Source organism: Streptomyces nitrosporeus (assembly GCF_008704555.1).
GTDB lineage: Bacteria > Actinomycetota > Actinomycetes > Streptomycetales > Streptomycetaceae > Streptomyces > Streptomyces nitrosporeus.
Genome location: NZ_CP023702.1, coordinates 2,778,194 through 2,801,400, shown reverse-complemented (window position 1 = coordinate 2,801,400; position 23,207 = coordinate 2,778,194). Strand labels below are relative to the sequence as shown.

General features: G+C 73.4%; 20 protein-coding genes. 13 read left to right on the top strand and 7 right to left on the bottom strand.

Features of this window, described 5'->3' with window-relative positions; all coding sequences use genetic code 11:
- Positions 1-197: 197 nt before the first annotated feature.
- Complete coding sequence (locus CP967_RS12155; protein WP_150488007.1) at positions 198-1,952, bottom strand: acetyl/propionyl/methylcrotonyl-CoA carboxylase subunit alpha; 1,755 nt, start codon at positions 1,950-1,952, stop codon at positions 198-200.
- Positions 1,953-2,384: 432 nt separating this feature from the next.
- Between CP967_RS12155 and CP967_RS12150 the strand changes: the two genes are divergently transcribed.
- On the top strand, positions 2,385-2,837 hold the full coding sequence (locus CP967_RS12150) for a hypothetical protein (RefSeq protein WP_190174956.1): 453 nt from the start codon (positions 2,385-2,387) through the stop codon (positions 2,835-2,837).
- Between the two features lie 33 nt (positions 2,838-2,870).
- Here CP967_RS12150 and CP967_RS12145 read toward each other — a convergent pair whose 3' ends face one another.
- From CP967_RS12145 to CP967_RS12135, 4 genes are all read right to left on the bottom strand, one after another.
- On the bottom strand, positions 2,871-3,485 hold the full coding sequence (locus CP967_RS12145) for a Maf family protein (protein WP_150488006.1): 615 nt from the start codon (positions 3,483-3,485) through the stop codon (positions 2,871-2,873).
- A 93-nt stretch (positions 3,486-3,578) separates the two neighbouring features.
- The gene (gene mmpB, locus CP967_RS35100) at positions 3,579-3,707 is read right to left on the bottom strand and encodes a morphogenic membrane protein MmpB (protein ID WP_267882482.1); all 129 of its coding nucleotides are present in this window, start codon (positions 3,705-3,707) and stop codon (positions 3,579-3,581) included.
- A 96-nt stretch (positions 3,708-3,803) separates the two neighbouring features.
- A complete protein-coding gene (locus CP967_RS12140) occupies positions 3,804-4,010 on the bottom strand; it encodes an acyl-CoA carboxylase epsilon subunit (protein WP_150488005.1) in 207 nt (68 codons plus the stop codon).
- 37 nt (positions 4,011-4,047) lie between these two features.
- Positions 4,048-5,628, bottom strand: coding sequence for an acyl-CoA carboxylase subunit beta (locus CP967_RS12135; RefSeq protein ID WP_150488004.1), 1,581 nt, complete (start codon positions 5,626-5,628; stop codon positions 4,048-4,050).
- Between the two features lie 181 nt (positions 5,629-5,809).
- On the opposite strand from CP967_RS12135, the gene CP967_RS12130 reads away from it, so the two are divergent.
- From CP967_RS12130 to hutH, 5 genes are all read left to right on the top strand, one after another.
- Entirely contained in the window at positions 5,810-6,676 is an 867-nt protein-coding gene (locus CP967_RS12130) for a biotin--[acetyl-CoA-carboxylase] ligase (RefSeq protein WP_150488003.1), read from the top strand.
- Between the two features lie 299 nt (positions 6,677-6,975).
- Positions 6,976-8,175 (top strand): adenylate/guanylate cyclase domain-containing protein, encoded by a 1,200-nt coding sequence (locus tag CP967_RS12125; RefSeq protein WP_150488002.1) that lies wholly within the window; start codon positions 6,976-6,978, stop codon positions 8,173-8,175.
- Positions 8,176-8,567: 392 nt separating this feature from the next.
- Positions 8,568-9,380 (top strand): enoyl-CoA hydratase/isomerase family protein, encoded by an 813-nt coding sequence (locus tag CP967_RS12120; protein WP_150488001.1) that lies wholly within the window; start codon positions 8,568-8,570, stop codon positions 9,378-9,380.
- Positions 9,381-9,538: 158 nt separating this feature from the next.
- Complete coding sequence (locus CP967_RS12115) at positions 9,539-10,705, top strand: GGDEF domain-containing protein (RefSeq protein WP_150488000.1); 1,167 nt, start codon at positions 9,539-9,541, stop codon at positions 10,703-10,705.
- 181 nt (positions 10,706-10,886) lie between these two features.
- Positions 10,887-12,446 carry a histidine ammonia-lyase gene (gene hutH / locus CP967_RS12110; protein WP_150487999.1) on the top strand — a complete coding sequence of 520 codons (1,560 nt, stop codon included), beginning with the start codon at positions 10,887-10,889 and terminating at the stop codon, positions 12,444-12,446.
- A gap of 52 nt (positions 12,447-12,498) precedes the next feature.
- Here the strand turns inward: hutH and CP967_RS12105 are convergent, their stop codons facing one another.
- Entirely contained in the window at positions 12,499-12,807 is a 309-nt protein-coding gene (locus tag CP967_RS12105) for a hypothetical protein (protein WP_150487998.1), read from the bottom strand.
- Between the two features lie 237 nt (positions 12,808-13,044).
- On the opposite strand from CP967_RS12105, the gene CP967_RS12100 reads away from it, so the two are divergent.
- From CP967_RS12100 to CP967_RS12075, 7 genes are all read left to right on the top strand, one after another.
- Positions 13,045-13,446 (top strand): hypothetical protein, encoded by a 402-nt coding sequence (locus tag CP967_RS12100; protein ID WP_150487997.1) that lies wholly within the window; start codon positions 13,045-13,047, stop codon positions 13,444-13,446.
- Positions 13,447-13,639: 193 nt separating this feature from the next.
- A complete protein-coding gene (locus CP967_RS12095; RefSeq protein ID WP_150487996.1) occupies positions 13,640-14,908 on the top strand; it encodes a L,D-transpeptidase in 1,269 nt (422 codons plus the stop codon).
- 140 nt (positions 14,909-15,048) lie between these two features.
- On the top strand, positions 15,049-16,488 hold the full coding sequence (locus CP967_RS12090; RefSeq protein ID WP_150487995.1) for an ABC transporter permease: 1,440 nt from the start codon (positions 15,049-15,051) through the stop codon (positions 16,486-16,488).
- Positions 16,489-16,540: 52 nt separating this feature from the next.
- Positions 16,541-17,224 carry an ABC transporter ATP-binding protein gene (locus CP967_RS12085; RefSeq protein WP_150487994.1) on the top strand — a complete coding sequence of 228 codons (684 nt, stop codon included), beginning with the start codon at positions 16,541-16,543 and terminating at the stop codon, positions 17,222-17,224.
- A 123-nt stretch (positions 17,225-17,347) separates the two neighbouring features.
- Complete coding sequence (locus CP967_RS33965; RefSeq protein ID WP_167535373.1) at positions 17,348-17,524, top strand: hypothetical protein; 177 nt, start codon at positions 17,348-17,350, stop codon at positions 17,522-17,524.
- 329 nt (positions 17,525-17,853) lie between these two features.
- A complete protein-coding gene (gdhA, locus tag CP967_RS12080) occupies positions 17,854-19,233 on the top strand; it encodes an NADP-specific glutamate dehydrogenase (RefSeq protein ID WP_150487993.1) in 1,380 nt (459 codons plus the stop codon).
- 145 nt (positions 19,234-19,378) lie between these two features.
- A complete protein-coding gene (locus tag CP967_RS12075) occupies positions 19,379-20,587 on the top strand; it encodes a hypothetical protein (RefSeq protein WP_150487992.1) in 1,209 nt (402 codons plus the stop codon).
- Between the two features lie 265 nt (positions 20,588-20,852).
- On the opposite strand, the gene CP967_RS12070 is transcribed toward CP967_RS12075, so the two are convergent.
- The gene (locus CP967_RS12070; protein WP_150487991.1) at positions 20,853-23,015 is read right to left on the bottom strand and encodes a sigma-70 family RNA polymerase sigma factor; all 2,163 of its coding nucleotides are present in this window, start codon (positions 23,013-23,015) and stop codon (positions 20,853-20,855) included.
- Positions 23,016-23,207: the final 192 nt, after the last annotated feature.

The window sequence follows — 23,207 nt, the reverse complement described above, 5'->3', positions numbered from 1 at the left end:
CCGCTCCGGGCCGCACGCGCCCGGCGCGTCCGTGTCCGCCGCGGACGTACCCGCCGTGCTGATCGTCGTCATGGCGCCGCCCTCCAGGTCTTCGCGCTCCCGGGTCCAGGATGCCACCGACCGCCCGCCCTCCGTCCCGCACGCGAAGGCGTACGAGGCGGTGGACGGGCGGCCGGCGGACGGTCCGCGGGGGCGGGTCAGTCCTTGATCTCGCAGATGACGGCGCCGGAGGAGACCGAGGAGCCGACCTCGGCGGACAGTCCCTTGACGGTGCCCGAGCGGTGGGCGTTCAGGGGCTGCTCCATCTTCATGGCCTCCAGGACGACGACCAGGTCGCCCTCCTTGACCTCCTGGCCCTCGGCGACGGCGATCTTGACGATGGTGCCCTGCATCGGGGAGGCGAGGGTGTCGCCCGAGGCGGCGGAGGCGGACTTCTTCGCCGCGCGGCGCTTGGGCTTCGCACCGGCCGCCAGGCCCGTACGCGCCAGGCTCATGCCCAGCGACGAGGGCAGGGAGACCTCCAGGCGCTTGCCGCCGACCTCGACGACGACCGTCTCGCGGCCCGACTCCTCGTCCGCCTCCGCCTCGGCGGGGACGGTGAACGGCTTGATCTCGTTGACGAACTCCGTCTCGATCCACCGGGTGTGGATCCGGAACGGGTCCGAGGTGAACGCCGGATCGACGACGACCGCCCGGTGGAAGGGGATCGCGGTCGCCATGCCCTCGACGGTGAACTCGGCCAGTGCGCGCGCCGCCCGCTGGAGGGCCTGCTCACGCGTGGCACCGGTCACGATCAGCTTGGCCAGCAGCGAGTCCCACGCCGGGCCGATCACGCTGCCCGACTCGACACCCGCGTCCAGGCGGACCCCGGGGCCGGCCGGCGGGGCGAAGGTGGTGACGGTGCCCGGGGCGGGCAGGAAGTTCCGGCCCGGGTCCTCACCGTTGATGCGGAACTCGAAGGAGTGACCGCGCACCGCGGGGTCGCCGTATCCCAGTTCCTCGCCGTCGGCGATGCGGAACATCTCGCGCACGAGGTCGAGGCCGGTGACCTCCTCGGTGACCGGGTGCTCCACCTGGAGCCGGGTGTTGACCTCCAGGAAGGAGATCGTGCCGTCCAGCCCGACGAGGAACTCGACCGTGCCGGCGCCGACGTAGCCGGCCTCCTTCAGGATCGCCTTCGACGCCGCGTACAGCTCGGCGTTCTGGGCCTCGGACAGGAAGGGGGCCGGGGCCTCCTCGACCAGCTTCTGGTGGCGGCGCTGGAGCGAGCAGTCACGGGTGGAGACGACGACCACGTTGCCGTGGGTGTCGGCCAGGCACTGGGTCTCCACGTGCCGCGGCTTGTCCAGGTAACGCTCCACGAAGCACTCGCCGCGGCCGAAGGCCGCCACCGCCTCACGGACCGCCGAGTCGTACAGCTCAGGGATCTCCTGAAGCGTCCGGGCCACCTTCAGACCGCGCCCGCCACCACCGAAGGCGGCCTTGATCGCGATTGGCAGGCCGTGCTCCTCGGCGAACGCCACGACCTCGTCCGCGCCCGACACCGGGTCCGGCGTACCGGCGACCAGCGGGGCGCCGGCACGCTGTGCGATGTGCCGGGCGGCGACCTTGTCACCCAGGTCGCGGATGGCGTGCGGCGGCGGACCGATCCAGGTCAGCCCCGCGTCCAGGACCGCCTGCGCGAACTCGGCGTTCTCCGACAGGAATCCGTACCCCGGGTGGATCGCGTCGGCGCCGGAGTCCTTCGCGGCCTGGAGCACCTTGGCCATGTCCAGATAACTGGCGGCCGGGGTGTCACCGCCCAGAGCGAACGCCTCGTCGGCCGCACGGACGTGCAGAGCGTCCCGGTCCGGATCGGCGTAGACGGCTACGCTGGCGATTCCGGCATCCCGGCAAGCCCGAGCGACGCGGACAGCGATTTCGCCACGGTTGGCGATGAGCACCTTGCGCACGATGACTCCCTCCTTGAGAACAAGCTGAGTTTAGGGACTACCGACACGGCCCTACGACCCGTCCCCAATGGTGAACTTGCCCACACGGAGTGTGATTCGAGGCTTGCTCGAGTCGCGAAATCCCTTGTCGCACCACGGTACGCCGGGTTCTATAACCGCACAGTAGCCACGAGGTGTGGTCCAAGTCTCTGTTCGTACGGTCAGCCCCGCGCAACCATTCTTTGTTGACTCCCTACGAACGGGCTAATGAAACTTTGCCCTCCGGCCCGTCATCGCCGCCGGTCACCCGCGTGGCCGGGTGCGCGGCGCGTACCGAAGGACGGGGAGGGCGCCGGACCGGACGTCCGCCGTGCGGCCCCTTCCCGGGCGGGGGGTACTCCCGGGTAAGGTCCGCGCTGTACCGCACGTACCGGAGGTAACAGGGGAGGCGCCGTGGTGCGCAGGACCGTGGCCGTGGTGACGGCGCTCGTGCTGTTCGGGGAGGCGGTGGGCGTCGTGCTCGTCAACGCCGTGCTCGCGACGGTGGTCGACAACCAGCGGATGTCCCTGGCCGGGACGGACCCCGGCGCCCTGTCCGACGGGACCTGGGCCCTGGGCTGGACGTCCGGCGCGCTGCTGGTGCTGTGCGGTCTGGTGCCGCTGGTGGCCGCGGTGCGCGACCGGGCGCCCGGCCGGTTCGCCAGGGCCGGGCTCATCGCGTGCGCCGTGGTGCACGGGGTGCTGGGCGCGCTGGCGGTGGGCCTGGCCGGCTGGGCCGCGTTCGCGGTCCTGATGGCCGTGCTCGGGCTGCTCGTCCTGACCCTGGTGCTGTACGGCTCCGCGGGCCCGGGCGGCGGGGCCCGGGGAGCGCGGGGCGACGGGGCCGGGGCGCCGGCGGCCGTCTGACGCCGGGTCCGCCCGGCGCCGGACCGCAAAGTCTCAGGCCCACAACTCCGTCACGGAGATGCCCAGTTCGCCGAGCAGGGTGCGCAGCAGGGGCAGCGAGAGGCCGATGACGTTGCCGTGGTCGCCCTCGATCGAGTCGACGAACGGTGCCGAGCGGCCGTCCAGGGTGAACGCCCCCGCCACGTGGAGCGGTTCGCCGGTGGCGACGTAGGCGGCGACCTCCGCGTCGGTCGGCTCACCGAAACGGACGGTGGTGGACGCGGTCGCCGAGGCCGACCGGCCGGTCGCGGTGTCGATCACGCTGTGCCCGGTCCGCAGCACACCGGCCCTGCCGCGCATGGACTTCCAGCGGGCGGTGGCCTCCTCGGCGCCGGCCGGCTTGCCGAGCGCCTCGCCGTCGAGTTCGAGCACCGAGTCGCAGCCGATGACCAGCGCCCCGGCGGCCTCCGGCCTGCCCGCCACCGCGGCGGCCTTGGCCCGGGCCAGGACCAGCGCCAGCTCACCCGGCGTCGGGGCGGAGAGGGCGTCCTCGTCCACGCCGCTGACGACGACGTCCGGGGCGAAGCCCGCCTGCCGCAGCAGGCCGAGGCGGGCGGGGGAGGCGGAGGCGAGGACGAGGCGGCGGCGCTGATCGGTCATGCCGGCCATCGTAGGCGCCCCGGCGGGCCCCGGAACCGGCCCGGACGGCCCGCGGGGGCGGGGCCGGGCCCCTCACAGGACTCGCCGGGCCCCTCACAGGACTCAGCGGGTCCCCAGGACGAACATGGCGACGACCATGGCCAGCGCCAGCAGCAGTCCCGCGCGGCGCATCATCTCCTGGGCGTCGCGCAGTTCCTTGGGCGGCTTGTTCTCGGGGTCGGACCACAGCATGGGTCCGATGGTCCTCCGAAGGCGCGGGCGGCGCCTGAGTACGCGTACTCAAGCACCGCCCGCGGGCCTGTCCGCCCTGCTCGGGCGGGCTGGAGCTCAGGCCGGCCAGTACGTCCGCGCCCAGGACCGCGGGCCCGGACGGCGCACCCCCTGGCGGGCGATACGGCCCGGGTCCGACCACTGCTCGGGCGGCAGCGGCGGCCCCGCGGGCACGGCGGCGGCAGCGGCCGCCCGGGCCCTGACCACGGCGAGCGCGGCGGCCAGTTCTTCCGGGGTGGGATTGCCCCGTACGACCTTGATCATGGTGGCTCCCGGTGGTGGAGGCTTCGGCGGTGCGGGTTCAGAGGGGGATGTTGCCGTGCTTCTTCGGCGGCAGCTGCTCGCGCTTGGTACGCAGCTGGCGCAGCCCCTTCACGAGGTGGGCCCGGGTCTCGGACGGCATGATCACCGCGTCGACGTAACCGCGCTCGGCGGCGACGTACGGGTTGAGGAGGGCGTCCTCGTAGTCGGCCATCAGCGCGGCACGGGTGGCCTCGGGGTCCTCGGCGGCGGCGATGGTGCGGCGGTGCAGGATGTTGACCGCCCCCTGCGCGCCCATGACCGCGATCTGCGCGGTCGGCCAGGCCAGGTTCAGGTCCGCGCCCAGGTGCTTGGAGCCCATCACGTCGTACGCCCCGCCGAAGGCCTTGCGGGTGATCACCGTGATCAGCGGGACGGTCGCCTCGGCGTAGGCGTAGATCAGCTTGGCGCCGCGGCGGATGATGCCGCCGTACTCCTGGTCCACGCCCGGCAGGAAGCCCGGGACGTCCACGAAGGTCAGCACCGGCACGTTGAACGCGTCGCAGGTCCGCACGAAACGGGCGGCCTTCTCGCTGGCGTCGATGTCCAGACAGCCCGCGAACTGCATCGGCTGGTTGGCGACGACACCGACCGGGTACCCCTCGATCCGGCCGAAACCGGTGATCATGTTCGGGGCGAACAGGGCCTGCGTCTCCAGGAACTCCCCGTCGTCCAGCACGCGCTCGATGGCGGTGTGCATGTCGTACGGCTGGTTCGCCGAGTCCGGGATGAGGGTGTCGAGCTCGCGGTCCTCGTCGGTGACGGCCGGATCGGCCTCCTCCGGGAAGGCCGGGGCCTCGGAGAGGTTGTTCGACGGGAGGTAGGACAGCAGGGACTTGACGTACTCGATGGCGTCCTTCTCGTCGCCCGCCATGTGGTGCGCCACGCCCGAGGTGGTGTTGTGCGTGCGGGCGCCGCCCAGCTGCTCGAAGCCGACGTCCTCACCGGTGACGGTCTTGATGACGTCGGGCCCGGTGATGAACATGTGCGAGGTCTGGTCGACCATCACCGTGAAGTCGGTGATGGCGGGGGAGTAGACCGCGCCGCCCGCGCACGGGCCCACGATCAGCGAGATCTGCGGGATCACACCCGAGGCGTGCACGTTGCGCCGGAAGATCTCGGCGAACAGGCCGAGCGCGGCCACCCCCTCCTGGATCCGGGCGCCGCCGCCGTCGTTGATCCCGATGACCGGGCAGCCGGTCTTCATCGCGAAGTCCATGACCTTCACGATCTTCTCGCCGTAGACCTCGCCGAGGGACCCGCCGAAGATCGTGAAGTCCTGGGAGTACACGCAGACCGGGCGGCCGTCGACCGTGCCGTAACCGGTGACGACACCGTCCCCGTACGGGCGGTTCTTCTCGATGCCGAAATTGGTCGAGCGATGGCGCGCGAACTCGTCGAGCTCCACGAAGGAGCCCTCGTCGAGCAGGAGATCGATGCGCTCGCGGGCGGTCAACTTGCCCTTCGCGTGCTGCTTTTCGACGGCACGGGCGGAACCTGCGTGTGTCGCCTCGTCAATACGGCGCTGCAGGTCCGCGATCTTTCCCGCGGTCGTGTGGATGTCGCTCTGCGGCTCGGACATCGGGTGGCGGCTCCCTGCCTGGTCACGGGGACGGCTGGTACGTCCGGTTACGTCCGGTGGGGACGCCGGACGGAAGGTGCTCGACGGCGCACGGCTCGTCGGCGGTCGGCTACTGATCCGTAGCGTATCGGCGCCGATACGGTTCGGCAGTGCGTCGTTGGCCACACCTAACCTGGGTTTCATGACACCTCCGGACGCTCCGAACAACCGCTGGTCCGACCTCGAACGGCCGCCCCTGAACACCCCCGCGCTGCGGCGCGGGCTGCTGAGGCCCGGCAGCCTGTGGAGCTCGCTCGACGTCGTCCGGTCCACCGGCTCCACCAACTCCGACCTCGCGGCGCGGGCCGCCGCCGGCCTCGCCGAGGGCGCGGTCCTGGTCGCCGAGGAGCAGACGGCGGGCCGCGGGCGGCTGGACCGGAACTGGACCGCCCCGCCCCGCTCGGGCCTCTTCTTCTCGGTCCACCTCATCCCCGCCGGCGTACCCGCCGAGCGGTGGGGGTGGCTGCCGCTGCTGGCCGGGGTGGCCACCGCGACCGGCCTCGCCCGGGCCGCGGGCGTCGACATGGCGCTGAAGTGGCCCAACGACCTGCTGGTCACGGTCGGCGGGGAGGAACGCAAGGCGGGCGGCATCCTCGCCGAGCGCGCCGGCGACGGGGTCGTCGTCGGGATCGGCCTCAACGTCACCCTGCGCGCCGGGGAGCTGCCCGCCCCGCACGCCGGGTCGCTGGCCCTGGCCAAAGCGGTCTCCACGGACCGCGAGACGCTGCTGCGAGCCGTCCTGCGCTCGCTGGAGCAGTGGTACGGCCGCTGGCGCGAGGCGGGCGGCGACGCGGCGGCCTCGGGGCTCCAGGCCGCGTACGCGGCGGGCTGCGCCACCCTGGACCGACCCGTGCGGGCCGAGCTGCCGGGCGGGCGCGCCGTGCTCGGCGAGGCCGTCGCGATCGACGGCGACGGCAGGCTGGTCCTGGCCACCGCCGACGGCCTGCGGGAGCCCGTCTCGGCCGGGGACATCGTCCATCTGCGGGGCGCGGCGGGCGGACTCACCTGACCGGCCTGACCGGACGGGGCGGCCTGACCGGGCGGGGCGGCCGGGGCGGCCGGAGGGCCCCGGCGGGCGGGCGGGCCCGGCGCGGGCCGTCGCGGACGGCCGGGGGCGGGCGGGGGAAGAACCGGCCCGGGGGCGCACGCCCCGCGCGCGCGGCGGCCCCGCCCACCCGCGATGACACCAGGAAGCACACCCGAACCGGGCGACCGGGGACGTGAGCCAGGGCACACCTGCCGTATCGTTGAGGCGATCCAGCGACAGATCGGCAGGGCAGTGGCCAGGGAACGGGCAGGAGGCGGCCGGTGACCGTCGACGACACGAGTTCCGGCGAGGGCGGTGACCCCGGGCCGGATCCCTCGGTCCACCCCACCCCGCACCACGAGGTCGACCATACGGCCGAGCCGACCGACGACCCCCTCGCGATCCGGCTGGAATCCCTGATCCTGGGCGCGGAGCGCCGCTACACCCCCTTCCAGTCCGCCCGGGCCGCCGGGGTCTCCATGGACCTGGCGTCCCGCTTCTGGCGCGCCATGGGGTTCGCCGACATCGGCCAGGCCAAGGCGCTCACCGAGGCCGACGTGCTGGCACTGCGCCGGCTGGCCGGTCTGGTGGAGGCCGGGCTGCTCAGCGAGCCGATGGCGATCCAGGTGGCCCGTTCGACCGGGCAGACCACGGCCAGGCTCGCGGAATGGCAGATCGACTCCTTCCTGGAGGGGCTGACCGAGCCCCCCGAGCCGGGTATGACCCGCACCGAGGTCACCTATCCGCTGATCGAGCTGCTGCTGCCCGAGCTCCAGGAGTTCCTGGTGTACGTGTGGCGGCGGCAGCTCGCCGCGGCGACCGGCCGGGTCGTGCAGGCCGCGGACGACGAGGAGATGGTCGACCGGCGGCTCGCGGTGGGCTTCGCCGACCTGGTGGGCTTCACCCGGCTGACCCGTCGGCTGGAGGAGGAGGAGCTCGGTGAGCTCGTCGAGGCCTTCGAGACGACCGCGGCCGACCTGGTCGCCGCCCACGGCGGGCGGCTCATCAAGACGCTCGGGGACGAGGTCCTCTTCGCCGCGGACGACGCCGGTACGGCCGGTGAGATCGCGCTCCGGCTGGTCGAGGTGATGGCCCAGGACACCACGATGCCCGCGCTGCGGGTCGGCATCGCCTTCGGCACGGTCACCACCCGCATGGGTGATGTCTTCGGGACGACGGTCAACCTGGCCTCACGGCTCACCTCGATAGCGCCGAAGGACGCGGTGCTGGTCGACGGCGCGTTCGCCCAGGAGCTGAAGCGCACCGGGGACGCGCCGGAGTCGGAGGCCCAGGCGGCGGAGCAGGCCGCCGCGGCGGCCGAGCGCGCCCGGGTGGCCGAGAAGGAGGGCCTGCCGCCGCCGGACGAGCCCGCCCCGCCGGCGTACCGCTTCGGGCTCCAGCCGATGTGGCAGCGGCCGGTGCGCGGGCTCGGCGTCGTGGAGCCGTGGCTGCTGGCCCGCCGGGGCACCCCGGCCTCCTGACCGGCCTGCCCGCTCCCTTCCGGGCGGGCCGCACTCTTCCGGGTGGGCCGCTCCCTTCCGGGTGGGCCGCACCGGCTCGGCCCGTTCGTTCCCTTTCGGCCGGCTCCCGTCCCGGCCGGCTCCTGTCCCGGCCACTCCCGCCCCGGCCGGCCCCCGCCCCGGCGGCTGCCTTCCGGCCGGCCTCCGCCCCGGCCGGCCCGAGGGCTCCCGCCCCGGGCGGCCCGTCCGCGTACGCCGCCGTGCCCGAAGGGCCCCTCCGCCGGGCGCCTCCCCGCGCCCGGGGCCGTGCGCCGTTTCCCCCAGGGGCGCCGGGAGGCCCTTGTAGGATCCCGGTAACGATCGTTAACCGGGTGGTCGCCGGCCGGGCGGCCGTCGGCCGGAGGGGAGCAGCCATGACCGTCGTCACGGAGCAGCGGTTCGGGGAGTTCGTCGCCGTACGGCGGCACGAGGGCCAAGAACACGTCGCGGAGCTGGTCCTGGACCGGCCGAAGGCGATGAACGCCGTGTCCACGGAGATGGCCCGTTCGATCGCCGCCGCCTGCGAGTCGCTCGGCGCGGATCCGGGCGTACGGGCCGTCGTGCTCACCTCCAGCCATGAGCGGGCCTTCTGCGTGGGTGCGGACCTCAAGGAGCGCAACTCCTTCAGCGACGCCGACCTGGTGCGCCAGCGTCCCGTCGCGCGGGCCGCCTACACCGGGGTGCTGGAGCTGCCCGTGCCGGTCGTCGCCGCGGTGCACGGCTTCGCCCTCGGCGGCGGTTTCGAGCTGGCGCTCGCCTGCGACGTGATCGTGGCCGACCGTACGGCCGTCGTCGGGCTGCCCGAGGTGTCCGTCGGGGTCATCCCGGGCGGCGGAGGCACCCAGTTGCTGCCCCGCCGGGTGGGTGCCGCGCGCGCCGCCGAGCTGGTCTTCACCGCCCGGCGGGTCGAGGCCGCCGAGGCCCGGGAGCTGGGGCTGGTCGACGAACTGGTCGAGGCGGGCCGCGACCGGGAGGCGGCGCTGGCGCTCGGTGCCCGTATCGCGGCGAACTCGCCGGTCGGCCTGCGGGCCGCGAAGCGGGCGCTGCGGCTGGGGCAGGGGCTGGACCTGCGGGCCGGCCTGGAGGTGGAGGACGCGGCCTGGCGGTCGGTGGCCTTCTCCGGGGACCGTGCCGAGGGTGTCGCCGCCTTCAACGAGAAGCGGACGCCCGACTGGCCCGGTGAGTGAGCGCCCCTTCGTTCCGTAGCGCGTCACGCCCGCCGTCCTGCCCCTTCGTCCCGCAGCACGTGGCGTCCGTCGTCCTGCCCCTTCGCCCTGCCGCGCGTCGCGTCCGCCGTCCTGCCCTGTCCCGCGAGGGATCACCGGACAGCCCTTACGCTGGGGTGATGGGCGGTGACGACAGACGGCTGCGGGCCGTGGTTTCGCTGGCACAGGCCATGGCGGCGGCCTATACGCCGCAGGAGTCGTGGCGGGCGGCCGCCCTCGGGGCGTGCGAGGCACTGGGCGGCGGTTTCGCCGCCCTCTCCGTGTGGGAGCGGGACCGGGGCAGGCTCCGGGTCCTGGTGAACGCCGGGCAGCGGGCCGAGGGGGAGGAGGAGTTCCCCGACGAGGAGACGTACCCCGTGCACCACTTCCCGGAGATCACCGAGTTCCTCCACGAGCGGTGGGCCGGCGGCGGTGAGCCGGACGCCTGGGTGGAGACCGCCGACGGCGCCGGCTCGCCGGGGGCCCCGGCCCGCGGGGCCCGTCCGTACTGCCACCAGCGGGTCGCCGCGCTGCGCCGGCGCGGGCGCGGCTGCTGTGTGGTGGCGCCGATCGTGCTGCACGGCCGGGCCTGGGGCGAGCTGTACGTCGCCCGGCCGGCCGGGGTGCCGGTCTTCGACCGGGACGACGCCGACTTCGCGACCGTGCTGGCCGCGGTCGTCGCCGCCGGGATCGTCCAGACCGAGCGGCTGGAGGAGGTCCGCAAGCTGGCGTTCACCGACCCGCTGACCGGCGTCGCCAACCGCCGCGCCGTGGACATCCGGCTCGACGAGGCGCTGGAGCGGCACCGTACCGAGGAGGCCGTGGTCAGTCTCGTCGTCTGTGACCTCAACGGGCTGAAGGCGGTCAACGACACCCATGGCCACGCGGTCGGCGACCGCCTGCTGGAACGATTCGGCTCGGTGCTGTCCTTCTGTGGGGCGATGCTCCCGGACACCCTGGCGGCCCGGCTGGGCGGCGACGAGTTCTGCCTGCTGGCCGTCGGCCCCGCGGCGGACGAGGTGATCGCGGTGGCCGGGGAGCTGTGCGCGCGCGCCGCCGGGCTGGAGCTCGGCGACGGGGTCGCCTGCGGGGTCGCCTCGACCGGCGACGACATCGGGCCGGTGCGTTCGGCCCGCAGGCTGTTCCGCCTCGCGGACGCGGCGCAGTACCAGGCCAAGGCGGCCCGCTCCCGCCACCCGGTGGTGGCCGGGCGGGACGGGGAGGTGCTCCGGCTGGCCGACTCCCCACCCGAGGCGCCCCACGACCGGCGCAGACTCCGCGGCAACCTGCCGTCCCCGGAGCGGTGACCGGCCGGGCGGCAGGTGCCTGAGGCCGGGACAGGCCCGGGGCCGGGACGGGAACAGGGACCGGGACCGGGACGGGGGCAGGGACCGGGGCGGGCGGGCGCGGTCACGGAGGTACGGAGGTAAGGGGCCGGCGGGCCGACCACTGGTGACATGGCGGCTTTCAATCCGTACGCTTCTGAATATGGATATGCACACTGTCGTGGTGGGGACGTCCGGTACCACCGCCGAGGACGTCGTCGCCGTGGCCCGCGAGGGCGCCCGGGTCGAGCTCTCCGCCGCCGCCGTGGAAGCCCTCGCCGCCGCCCGCGAGGTCGTCGACGCACTGGCCGCGAAGCCCGAACCGGTCTACGGCGTCTCCACCGGCTTCGGCGCCCTGGCCACCCGGCACATCAGCCCCGGGCTGCGCGCACGCCTCCAGCGCAACATCGTCCGCTCGCACGCCGCGGGCATGGGCCCCCGCGTCGAACGCGAGGTGGTGCGGGCCCTGATGTTCCTCCGGCTGAAGACCGTCGCCTCCGGTCGTACCGGCGTACGGCCCGAGGTCGCGCAGACCATGGCCGACGTGCTCAACGCGGGCATCACCCCCGTCGTCCACGAGTACGGCTCGCTGGGCTGCTCCGGGGACCTAGCCCCTCTCTCGCACTGCGCCCTGGCGCTGATGGGCGAGGGGGACGCGGAGGGCCCGGACGGCGTCGTACGGCCTGCCGGCGAGCTGCTCGCCGCACACGGGATCACCCCCGTCGAGCTGCGCGAGAAGGAGGGACTCGCGCTGCTCAACGGCACCGACGGCATGCTCGGCATGCTGGTGATGGCCCTCGCCGACCTGAAGAACCTCTACACCGCCGCCGACATCACCGCCGCCCTCTGCCTGGAGGCGCTCCTCGGTACGGAGAAGGTCCTCGCCCCGGAGCTGCACGCCATCCGGCCGCACCCCGGCCAGGGCGTCTCCGCCGCCAACATGCTGCGGGTGCTGGCGGGTTCGGGGCTCACCGGGCGGCACGCCGACCTCACCGGCGACGCGCCCCGCGTCCAGGACGCCTACTCGGTACGCTGCGCCCCCCAGGTCAACGGGGCGGGGCGGGACACGCTCGCACACGGGTGCCTCGTCGCCGACCGCGAACTGGCCGCCGCCGTCGACAACCCGGTGGTGCTGCCCGACGGGAGGGTGGAGTCCAACGGGAACTTTCACGGGGCGCCCGTCGCCTATGTGCTGGACTTCCTGGCGATCGTCGCCGCCGACCTCGGCTCGATCTGCGAACGCCGCACGGACCGGCTGCTGGACAGGAACCGCTCGCACGGGCTGCCGCCGTTCCTCGCCGACGACGCGGGCCTCGACTCGGGCCTGATGATCGCCCAGTACACACAGGCCGCCCTGGTCAGCGAGTTGAAACGGCTCGCGGTCCCGGCGTCCGTCGACTCCATCCCGTCGTCCGCGATGCAGGAGGACCACGTCTCGATGGGCTGGTCGGCGGCCCGGAAACTGCGGACCGCGGTCAGCGGGCTGACGCGGATCGTCGCCGTGGAGCTGTACGCCGCCACCCGCGCCGTCGAACTGCGTTCCGCCGATGGTCCGGTCCCGGCGCCCGCCTCGTCGGCCGTCATCCGCGCCCTGCGCGCGGCAGGTGTGCAGGGGCCGGGGCCGGACCGTTTCCTCGCCCCCGACCTGGCCGCCGCCGAGACCTTCGTGGCCGGGGGCGGACTGGTCGCGGCGGCCGAGTCGGTGACCGGTCCGCTGGCCTGAGGGACCGCCCCTCAAGCCGGCGCGGAGCGAAGGGGCTTCGGGCCCCGTCCGGTCAGACGCCGGGGTTCACGGCCTGGCCGCGGCGTACGGAGTAGGCGACGAAGCCCGCGCCCAGGCACAGCGACAGGGTGCCGCCGGCCAGATAGGGCGTGGTGTCGACCCCGGTGCCGGTGTCGGCGAGCCGCTCGCCGGTGCCGGACTCCTCCGCCGCGTCCGCCCGCGGGTCCTGCCCGGCGGAAGCGGCGGCCCCGGCGGGGGCGGTGCTCCCGCCGGTAGCGTTGGCGGAGGGTACGAACCACAGGGCGCAGAGCAGTGTGCCGGCGGCCGTTGCGGTCAGCAGTGTGCGACGAGCGATGGACACAGAATCGATCCCCTTGCGACAAGCGTCAGTTGGAGGGCCCGGTGCCCGGCCCCCGTGACCCCGTGGGCCGATGCTAACCACCCCGCCCGCGATTGTCAGGGGGAGGGGGAGCGGTGCCGGGCTCCCCGTACCGGGGCGGAGGCGGAGTCCGGGACGCAGGGGCGCGGCCGGCGGGGCCGGCGGCGAAGCGGTGGGCCGGAGGAGAGGCGCGGACCCCCCGCCCCTTACGCTCCGGCCATGACCACTTCGCAGACAACATCGTTCGTCCGGCTCCGGGTGGACCTGGTGCTGGAGATCACCGACGCCGGAGCGCTGACCGGCGCCGCCCTGGAGAACCTCGCCGCGGGCCGTACCGAGGCCGGCCGGGGGCCCGCCGATTCCGACGGGCCGGACACGCATGGCGAGGAGGCGGTGAGGGAAGACGCAGCTGAGGCGCTCGCGTCGCTCGTCGATCCGCTGGACCTCGTCGGCCGGGTGCCCGGGGTCGAGCTCGCCCAGGCGTCCTGGAACAGCGAGCCCGTCGACTACGACCCCGACGCCGAGGACTGGACCGTCGGGGACGACGAGGACGATGCCTATTTCGGGATCGAGGACAATGAGACGGACAACGAGGAAGCCATCGACGCGGAGTACCGCTGACGCCGCCGGGGTACCCGGCGGGGCGTCCACCGGGCTCCGGGAACCGCCGCCGCGGGCGGTGCGTCGATGAGTGGTGTTCCCCACATCTTCGGCGGATGTGGAACGGAAGACCCGTTCCGGGTGTTCTTGGAACATTGACGGGGAGAGCCGTCCGGCTGCCCCCGTCCGGGGATCTTTGGGGAAAACGGCGACGATGGAGAAGCGTGTGATGACGGACAGCAAGCGGCGCCGGGCCCTCACGGCCGCGTCCGCACTGCTCGGTGGCGTACTGGTGCTTTCCGCCTGCAGCGACGACGGCGGAGCGGCCCCGGGCGCGGGTGCCGAGAGCTCGAAGACGTCACAGGCGCAGGTGGACGAGGCCGCGGCCAAGGACGCGTCCGAGGCCCAGATAACGATCGCGCCGAAGAACGGCGCGACCGACGCCAGCATCAACAACGCGGCCGCGGTGAGTGTCACCAAGGGCAAGCTGACCGAGGTCACCATGACCACGTCGGGGGGCGACGCCGTCGAGGGCACCCTCGCCGCCGACGGCTCCAGCTGGAAGCCGAACGGCCAGCTGGAGCGCTCCACCACGTACAAGATCAGCGCGACCGCCGCCGACTCCGAAGGTCGTCAGGCACACGCCAACAGCTCCTTCACCACGGTCTCCCCCGAGAACAGCTTCATCGGGAACTTCACCCCCGAGGACGGCTCCACCGTCGGCGTCGGCATGCCCGTCTCGATCAACTTCAACAAGCCGATCACCAACAAGAAGGCCGTCCAGGACGGCATCACGGTGACGTCGAGCAGCGGCCAGGAGGTCGTCGGCCACTGGTTCAACAACCAGCGGCTCGACCTGCGTCCCGAGGACTACTGGCAGGGCGGTTCCACCGTCTCCCTCAAGCTGGCGCTGGACGGCGTCGAGGGGGCCGACGGCGTGGTGGGCGTCCAGCAGAAGACGGTCACCTTCAAGGTCGGCCGCAACCAGGTCTCGACGGTGGACGCCAAGGCGCACACCATGACCGTCACCCAGGACGGCAAGACCATCAAGACCATCCCGATCTCCGCCGGTTCGCCCGACAACCCGACCTACAACGGCCAGATGGTGATCTCCGAGAAGTACAAGGAGACCCGCATGGACGGTGCCACCGTCGGCTTCACCGACGACGACGGCAAGGGCGAGTACGACATCAAGGACGTCCCGCACGCCATGCGGCTGTCCACGTCGGGCACCTTCATCCACGGCAACTACTGGGGCAAGGGCATCTTCGGCACCGCCAACACCAGCCACGGATGCGTCGGCCTGGAGGACAAGCAGGGCGCCGACGACCCGAACACCCCGGGCGCCTGGTTCTACGACAACTCGATGATCGGCGACGTCGTCATCGTCAAGAACTCCCCGGACAGGACGATCACCCCGGACAACGGCCTCAACGGCTGGAACATGAGCTGGTCGGAGTGGGTCGCGGGCTCCGCCGTCTGATCCCCTGACCGCCCCCGTCCCCGCCCGAAGGCGGCGGCACCCGGACCACCGGGTGCCGCCGCCTTCGGCGTGTCAGGGTTCTCATCCCGCTCTCATCGTGCCCTCAACCCCTCATCACACCGGCTCCGTACCTTCGCGCCATGTTCTTCACCTACCTCCGGCGCGAACTGCGCCGCCGCAGAAAGGCGGCGCTCGTCGTCGCCTCGGGGCTCGCCCTCGGCATCGCGCTGGTCATCGTCGTCAGTTCGGTCTCCTCCGGCATGTCCAAGGCCCAGGACAAGGTCCTCCAGTCGCTGTACGGCCTCGGCACCGACATGACGGTGACCAAGGCCGCCGCGGCGCCGGGAGCCGGCGGTACCGAGCGGCCCCGGTTCGAGTTCGACGCCAAGGACGACGAGGAGACCCAGAGCACGGACCGGGTCATGGTCCAGGGGTTCCAGACCCTCGCCGCCTCCACCGTCACCGAGGTGGGCGGGCAGGACGGCGTCGCCGACGCCGCCGGCGGCCTCAGCCTGACCGTCATGAAGGTCGACGGCCAGTTCCGGCGCGGCGAGTTCACGCAGGACGAGAGCTCCGGCCAGGACGGCGGACCCGGCGGCCGGGGCGGCACCGGCCGGCCCGAGGGAGAGGTCCAGGGGGGCGGCGCCTCCTTCGACGTCGACTCCTTCACCGTGTCCGGCACCGACGTCACCCGGCAGGACCTCGGCCCGCTCACCTCGTCCGGGATCACGAGCGGCCGTACCTTCGAGGCCACCGAGACCGACGCGAAGGTCGCCGTCGTCGACTCCGCCTACGCCGGGGAGAAGGAACTCGCCCTCGGCGGGAAGGTCACGGTCTCCGGCACCGGCTACGAGATCGTCGGCATCGCCACGGCCGACAGCGGTGACGCCGCCGCCGACGTCTACATACCGCTGAAGCAGGCGCAGACCCTCGCCGGCACCGAGGACGAGGTCACCACGGTCTACGTGAAGGCCACCGACTCGCAGCGGATCGACGCCGTCAAGGCCGCCATCCGGAAGAACGTCCCCGGTACCACCGTCACCACCTCCGCCGACCTCGCCGACACGGTCTCCGGCTCCCTGTCGACCGCCTCGGACCTCGCCGCCGGCGTCGGCACGTGGCTCTCCGCCGCCGTGCTGATCGCCGCGTTCCTCGTCGCCGGCCTGCTCACCTCCTCCGCGGTCAGCCGCCGCGTACGCGAGTTCGGCACCCTCAAGGCGCTCGGCTGGAAGAGCGGCCGGGTCACCCGCCAGGTCATCGGAGAAGCCCTGGTCAACGGCCTCATCGGCGGAGCCCTCGGTATCGCCGCCGGCGTCGCCGGCGCGTACGCCGTGACCGCCGTCAGCCCCACCCTCACCGCCCAGCTCGGCTCCCCGGGCGGCGGTGGCCGGATGGGCGGCGGCCCCGGCAGCCGGACCGCGGCCAGGACCCTCGACATCGCCCTGACCGCACCGGTCTCCCTGAGCACCGTCCTGATCGCCGTCGGCCTGGCCGTGGCGGGCGGCCTCGTCGCCGGGGGCTTCGGCGGCTGGCGGGCCTCCCGGCTGCGCCCGGCCGACGCCCTGCGCCGCGTCGCATGACACCGCTTCCAGCAGGCCCCCTCGACGACCGTACGCACAGCAGGAGTTCACCATGTACCAGCTCACCGGAGTCACCAGGCGCTACATGCGCGGCAAGAACCCGGTCGACGCGCTCGCCGGCGTCGACCTGACCATCGAGGACGGGGGCCGGCTCGTCATCCAGGGCCCGACCGGCGGAGGCAAGTCCACCCTCCTCCAGATGCTCGGCGGCCTCGACCGGCCCACCTCCGGGACCGTCGAACTCGACGGCGTCGACCTGGCGAAGCTCCCCGAGTCCCGGCTCACCGAGATCCGCGCCGCATCCATCGGGTTCGTCTTCCAGAGCTTCAACCTCATCCCCACCCTCACCGCCCGGGAGAACGTCGAGACCGCCCTCGTCCCCCTCGGCCTCGGCGCGAAGGCCCGGCGCGAACGGGCCGCCGAAGCCCTGGAGTCGGTCGGCCTCGGCGACCGCCCCACCCACCTGCCCGGCGAGATGTCCGGCGGCCAGCAGCAGCGCGTCGCCATCGCGCGGGCCCTGGTCAAGCGGCCCAAGGTGCTGCTCGCCGACGAACCGACCGGCAACCTCGACGAGTCCATGCGCGACGAGATCATGGAACTCCTCGACGGCCTCCGGGAGGAGCACGGGCTGACCTTCGTGATGGTCACCCACGACAGCTCCCTCGCCCGCAAGGCGCCACGGGTGGCGACGATCAGGAAGGGGAGGGTCACGGTCACCGAGAACGCCGCGGCCTGACGGCCGGTCCTCCGCGGGGCGGGGTGCAGCCCGCTACACCCCTTTCCCGGGTGCGGCCTCCCTCCCGGGGACGGCCGCCCCCGGGAAGACTGGACACACACCCGCCCGACCACGGAGGAACCCATGAAGGCCCTGCTCTGGACCCTGCTCTGCCTCGCCGTCGCCGCCAACCTCCTCCTCAACCTCATGGAGGACGGCGCACCGCGGATCGTGCTCAGCGCCTGCGCGGGCGCCGTGGTGATCGGATCGGGCATCGGGCTCTGGTTCCGCCGCGAACCCCGCGAGTCGGGCGAGTACTGACCGCACGGACCTCACAGCCCTCCCCCCGGGACTGTGAGGTTCGCCACGTCCCGGGCCGGACCACGTGCGGCACCGAGATCCGAAGGGCCCTGCGGAACCGGGGTTCCGACGCCCTGCGGCGGCGGAACCAGCCGGCACGGCCCCGGCCCCCGCGTGGACACCATGGCAGCTCCACGCTGGTCCCTGGGACAATTGTGCTGTGCAATGGTTCCCCATGTCTTCGGAGGCAGCGTCGCCTCTGTGACTCCTCCGCGAGAGGACCACCAGCGGCGCGCCCCGGGACGGGAGCGCCGAGCGCATGAGCCCATCCAGTGGAAGGTCTTGATCAGATGCCGGCCAACTCCGCCTCTCTCACCCCGCACGCCGCCGAGAACCGCGTCATCGAGCCGCTGTACGCGGAGGTTCTGAGGCGTAACCAGGGCGAGAAGGAGTTCCACCAGGCCGTACGCGAGGTGCTCGAGACCCTCGGCCCGGTGCTCGCCCAGCGGCCCGAGTTCGTCGACGCCCGCGTCATCGAGCGGATCTGCGAGCCCGAGCGCCAGCTGATCTTCCGGGTGCCGTGGTCCGACGACTCCGGCGACATCCACGTCAACCGGGGATTCCGCGTCGAGTTCTCCAGCCTGCTCGGCCCCTACAAGGGCGGGCTGCGCTTCCACCCCTCCGTCAACCTCGGCATCGTGAAGTTCCTCGGCTTCGAGCAGATCTTCAAGAACGCCCTCACCGGCATGCCGATCGGCGGCGGCAAGGGCGGCGCCGACTTCGACCCCAAGGGCCGTTCGGACGCCGAGATCATGCGGTTCTGCCAGTCCTTCATGACCGAGCTCCACCGCCACCTCGGCGAGTACACCGACGTTCCCGCCGGTGACATCGGCGTCGGCGGCCGGGAGATCGGCTACCTCTTCGGCCAGTACAAGCGGATCACCAACCGCTACGAGTCCGGTGTCCTCACCGGCAAGGGCCTCGGCTGGGGCGGCGCCCTGGTCCGCACCGAGGCCACCGGCTACGGCTGCGTCATGTTCACCGCCGAGATGCTGCGCAGCCAGGGCGGCAGCCTCGACGGCCGGCGCATCGCGGTCTCCGGCTCCGGGAACGTCGCCATCTACGCCATCGAGAAGGCCCAGCAGCTCGGCGCGACCGTGGTGACCGCCTCCGACTCCGGCGGCTACGTCGTCGACGAGCAGGGCATCGACCTCGACCTGCTCAAGGAGATCAAGGAGACGGGCCGCGGCCGGATCTCCGAGTACGCCGAGCGGCGCGGCCCCCACGTGAAGTACGTCGAGGGCGCCGGTGTCTGGAACGTCCCGGTGGACGTCGCCCTGCCCTGCGCCACCCAGAACGAACTCCACGAGGCCGACGCCCTCACCCTCGTACGCAACGGTGTCAAGGCCGTCGCCGAGGGCGCCAACATGCCGACCACCCCCGAAGCGGTCCGCATCTTCCAGGAGGCCGGTGTCGCCTTCGCCCCCGGCAAGGCCGCCAACGCGGGCGGTGTCGCCACCAGCGCGCTGGAGATGCAGCAGAACGCCTCCCGCGACTCCTGGACCTTCGCCCACACCGAGGAGCGCCTGGCGGAGATCATGCGCCACATCCACGACTCCTGCTACACCACCGCCGAGAAGTACGGCAGCCCCGGCAACTACGTCGTGGGCGCGAACATCGCGGGCTTCGAGCTGGTCGCCGACGCCATGCTGGCCCAGGGCCTGATCTGAGCCCGGTGCCCGGCCGGGGGACGATCCGGGAGGCAGCTGCCTCCCGGGCCGTCCCCTTACGCGTTCCGTGATCACCCCGTGCTGGCGCCCGCCCCCGTGCCCCGGGCAGAGTTCCTGTTCACAACAGGTGCACAGGGTGGGGAACATGAGAACCGCAAGACGCTGGACCGCCGCGTTCGTCCTGATACCGGCACTCGCCGCGACGGCCGCGTGCGGGGGCGCGGAGACGAAGGAACAGGACACCGGGAAGGCCGTCTACGGTCTGCCGCTCCAGGAGCAGTTCAACGCGGCGACCGAAGCCACCCGGGGGACCGGTACGGCCGCCTTCACCTCCACCCTCACCTACACCTCCCGGGGCGGGAAGGCCGTCGAGCGGACCGAGGGCAGTCTGGACTTCGACAAGGGGACCGCCCGCGCGGCCGTCACCCTGAAGGTGGACCGGGGCTTCGACAAGGGCGGGGCCGAGCTGGTCGGCGAACCCGGCTCGACGGCCGGACGCACCCTGTCCACCCGGGGCGACGACGTCTACGTCCGGCAGGACTCGTCACCCTGGCTGCGCTACACCCCCGAGGCGATCACCCGCCTGGGCGTGCCCACCAGGGCGGTCTCCGCCCACACGGCCGGCGACGTGGCCCCGTACAGCGGCACCCTCGCCGACCTCGTCCCGCGCATGATCCCCCGCACGGCCCCGGAGCAGGACGAGGCCGGCGGCCGCCTCTACCGGGTCACCACGCTGCCCGAGACGGCCGCCGAACTGCTGCCCCCGGAGCTCCAGGTCACCCAGGGCGACGAGGTGGAGGTCACGGTACGGCTCGACCCGGCCGGGCGGCTCAGCGAGGTGACCGCCGATCTCTCCCCCCTGCTCGTCACCCTGAGCAAGGACGACGACCGGGCCGAGGGCATCACCTCCCTGGAGGCGGCCTACACCATCGGCTCCTACGGCGAACCCGTCAGCGGGCACGAGCCGGACGGGGACGTCCAGGACGCCGCCGAGGTGCTGACCCCGATCGGTGACATGAAGCGCGGCCGGTGCGCCGCCTCCGACACGGGACTCGGCGGCTTCGCGGTCGTACGGCCGGTCGACTGCGCAAAGAAGCACACCGTCAGGGTGCTGGGGCAGACCGAGGTGAAGGAGACCTTCCCCATGAGGGCGGAGTACTCCGATCCGGACGTCTACGGCCAGGAGCAGTGCCGCCGTATCCATGCCGAGGCCCCGGACGCCTGGGTCCGGGAGGCCGCCGTCCCGGGCAGACTGAAGGTCTTCGGGTACGGGACCGTCGACCAGACGTTCGGCGGAGAGGTCACCGGCACCGTCGTGTCCGGTGACTACACCTGCTTCCTCACCACGTCCTGACGGGGAGCGGGCCCCGGCGGGGCGACAGCGTGCCGCCCGCCGCCCCGCCGGAGCCGGCCCCGGGCGGCCGTGGTGGCACTTTGCCTCGGGGACGGCCGTCAGCGGTGTGCTCCTCCGCCGGCGCCGCCGGATTCCCGCACGCGGGTACGGGCGCTCCCGTACCGGTGGGCGTCCTGGTACGCGCGGACACCGCGGCCGTCCCCCGACCCGGACACCGCCCGTCTCCCCGGGCGCGGGTCCTCGCCGCACCCGGGGGGACGGGCGGTCACGACGGCGCGGAGGCCGCCATGCGTGCCCCCGGGCCTCCTCCGGCGGGTGCCAGGAAGGAGGTCGGGGGCAGCGACGCGTCGGCGGGGCGGGCGGCCTCGGCGGTGGCCGGGTCCGTGACGGCGAACGCCGCACCGCCGCCGTCCCAGCTGCTGTCCTCGGAACGGGCCCTCCCCGACAGGACCGTGTCGCGGCCCCGCGCGTTGTCCGCCGCCGCACCGGCCGTCAGCACGGCCGCCGCCGTGGGCAGGTGGAAGCCGGTGCCGTTGCGGAAGGCCGTGTTGCGCACCAGGCGGATCGCGCCCGGGTTGCCCTCGTCGTTGAAGCCGGACCCGGTGTTGTCCCAGGCCGCGTTGTCGGTCAGGACGTGTGCCACGGCGGCGGAGGTGCCGCCTCCGCCGAGTGTGAAGCCGTTGCCGTTGCGGTAGGACCAGGACTCCCGGACCGCCACCGGGGTGGCGAAACCGCCGAGGTCGACGCCGTCGGCGCCGTTGCCGAAGGCACGCACGCCCCGGACCACGTTCCCCGTACCGGAACCGAACTTCACCCCGAGGCCCACCCCGCCGCTCCCCGGCCCGTTGGCGTGGAAGTCGCTGTCCAGCACGGCGTTGTCCCGCGTCCCCGCGTCGCGCAGGGTCAGCCCGGACTCCGCGTTGTCATGCAGGTCCAGGCCCCGGAAAACGGTGTCCGCACAGCCCCGGCAGACGTATGCGTGGCTGCCCGAACCACGGATCTCCAGCCCCTGCACCGTCCAGTGGTCCGCCTGCTGGGTGATCGCCCAGGTACCGGCCGGGATGCCCGAGGCGTCGATCACCGGCCGCTCGCCGCGCACGTTGCTCAGGGTGATGCGGCGGGCGGCGGTGCCGTCGGTGGTGAGGGTGGTGCCCCGGTCCGGGCGGTACGTGCCCCCGCGCATCGCGATCGTCTGTCCGGGCCGCACCACCGACACGGCCTTGGCGAGCGTGGCGTAGGGGCGGGCCCTGCTGCCGTCCCCGGTGTCCGAACCGCCGGGCGCGAGATAGATGTCGCCGCCCGTCACCCCGAGCGGTCCGCCCGCGGCGGCGGCCCGCAGGGCCGGTGACGCCGAGGGCGACGCGGAGACGGGGGCGGAGGCGGACGGCGACGCGGCCGCGGAGCGTTCCGGGGCCGGGTCCGCGGGGGAGGGGGCCGGCCGCACGGGCCGGCTCGCGGCGGGCGGCGCGGCCTCGCGCGGCTCCGGGGCGGGCGTGTGCCACACCGGGTGGCTCAGACCACCGGCGACGACCGCGCACACCGCCGCGGAGGCCGCCACCGACTTGGTGGTGAGGAGGTCGCGCAGCCGCCCGGCGGCCGCCTGCCCGGCCAGGGACGACGCCTCCACCGTCTGCCGGACCCCGTCGGCCACCCCGCCCGGTACCGGTACGAGCGCCAGACCGGGCAGCAGCTTCTCCGGGGCCACCAGCCCGTCCGCCTCCGCCCCGCACCGCGGGCACCCCCGCACGTGCCGGGCCAGCCGCTTGCGCCACAGGGCACCGGCGGAGCCGTCCCAGCCCCGGGCCGCGTCCGCCATCCCGGGGCAGCGGGGCGTCAGGGCCAGCGCCCTGACCAGGGTGCGCGCCGCCTCCAGCCGGCCCTTCATCCGCCGTACCCGCACCGCGGTGTGCCCGGGGCCCAGACCGAGCGCCCCGGCGACCTCCGCCCGGGTGAGACGGCCCGCCTCCTCCTCCCACCACAGGGCGAGCAGCCGGCGGTCCCCGTCGTCCAGCCAGCGGGCCGCCCGTGCCAGCTCCCGGCGCTGTCCGGTCAGCTCCAGCTCGGCGACGGTACGTTCGGCGAAGTCGGTGAGCGGGTCGGCGACCTCGGCCACCTCGTGCCTCAGCAGCCGTTCGCGGACGGTACGCCGCTGGTACCGCTGGATCTCCCGGTACGCGATCGCCACCGCCCAGGAGCGGAACCGTGCGGGCTCCCGCAGGGAAGGCAGGGCGCGGACGACGCGGAACATCACCTCCTGCACCAGATCGTCCACGTCCGCATGGCCGTTGAGGGCCCGTCCGACGATCCCGTACACCAACGGCAGGTGCCCGGCGAGCAGTTCCTCCAGGGCCCGGGGATCACCGTCCCTGGCACGCTCCACCAGCGCCGGTATGTCTCCCGCCCGCGTACCGGCCTCGCTGTCCGTCATCCCGTCACGGCTCCCTCGCTCGCGTCGGGACCGGCCGGGGCGGCCCGTACACACGACCGAACAGGCCCCGGCGCCAGGCATCGTGACACACGGCCACCGGGCCGTAAAGAAGAAACCTGTCCGGCACACCGCGGAAAAACTTCCGGGATTTCTGTCATCTCCGCCCGCCCCGGGCCTCTACCTGGACACCAC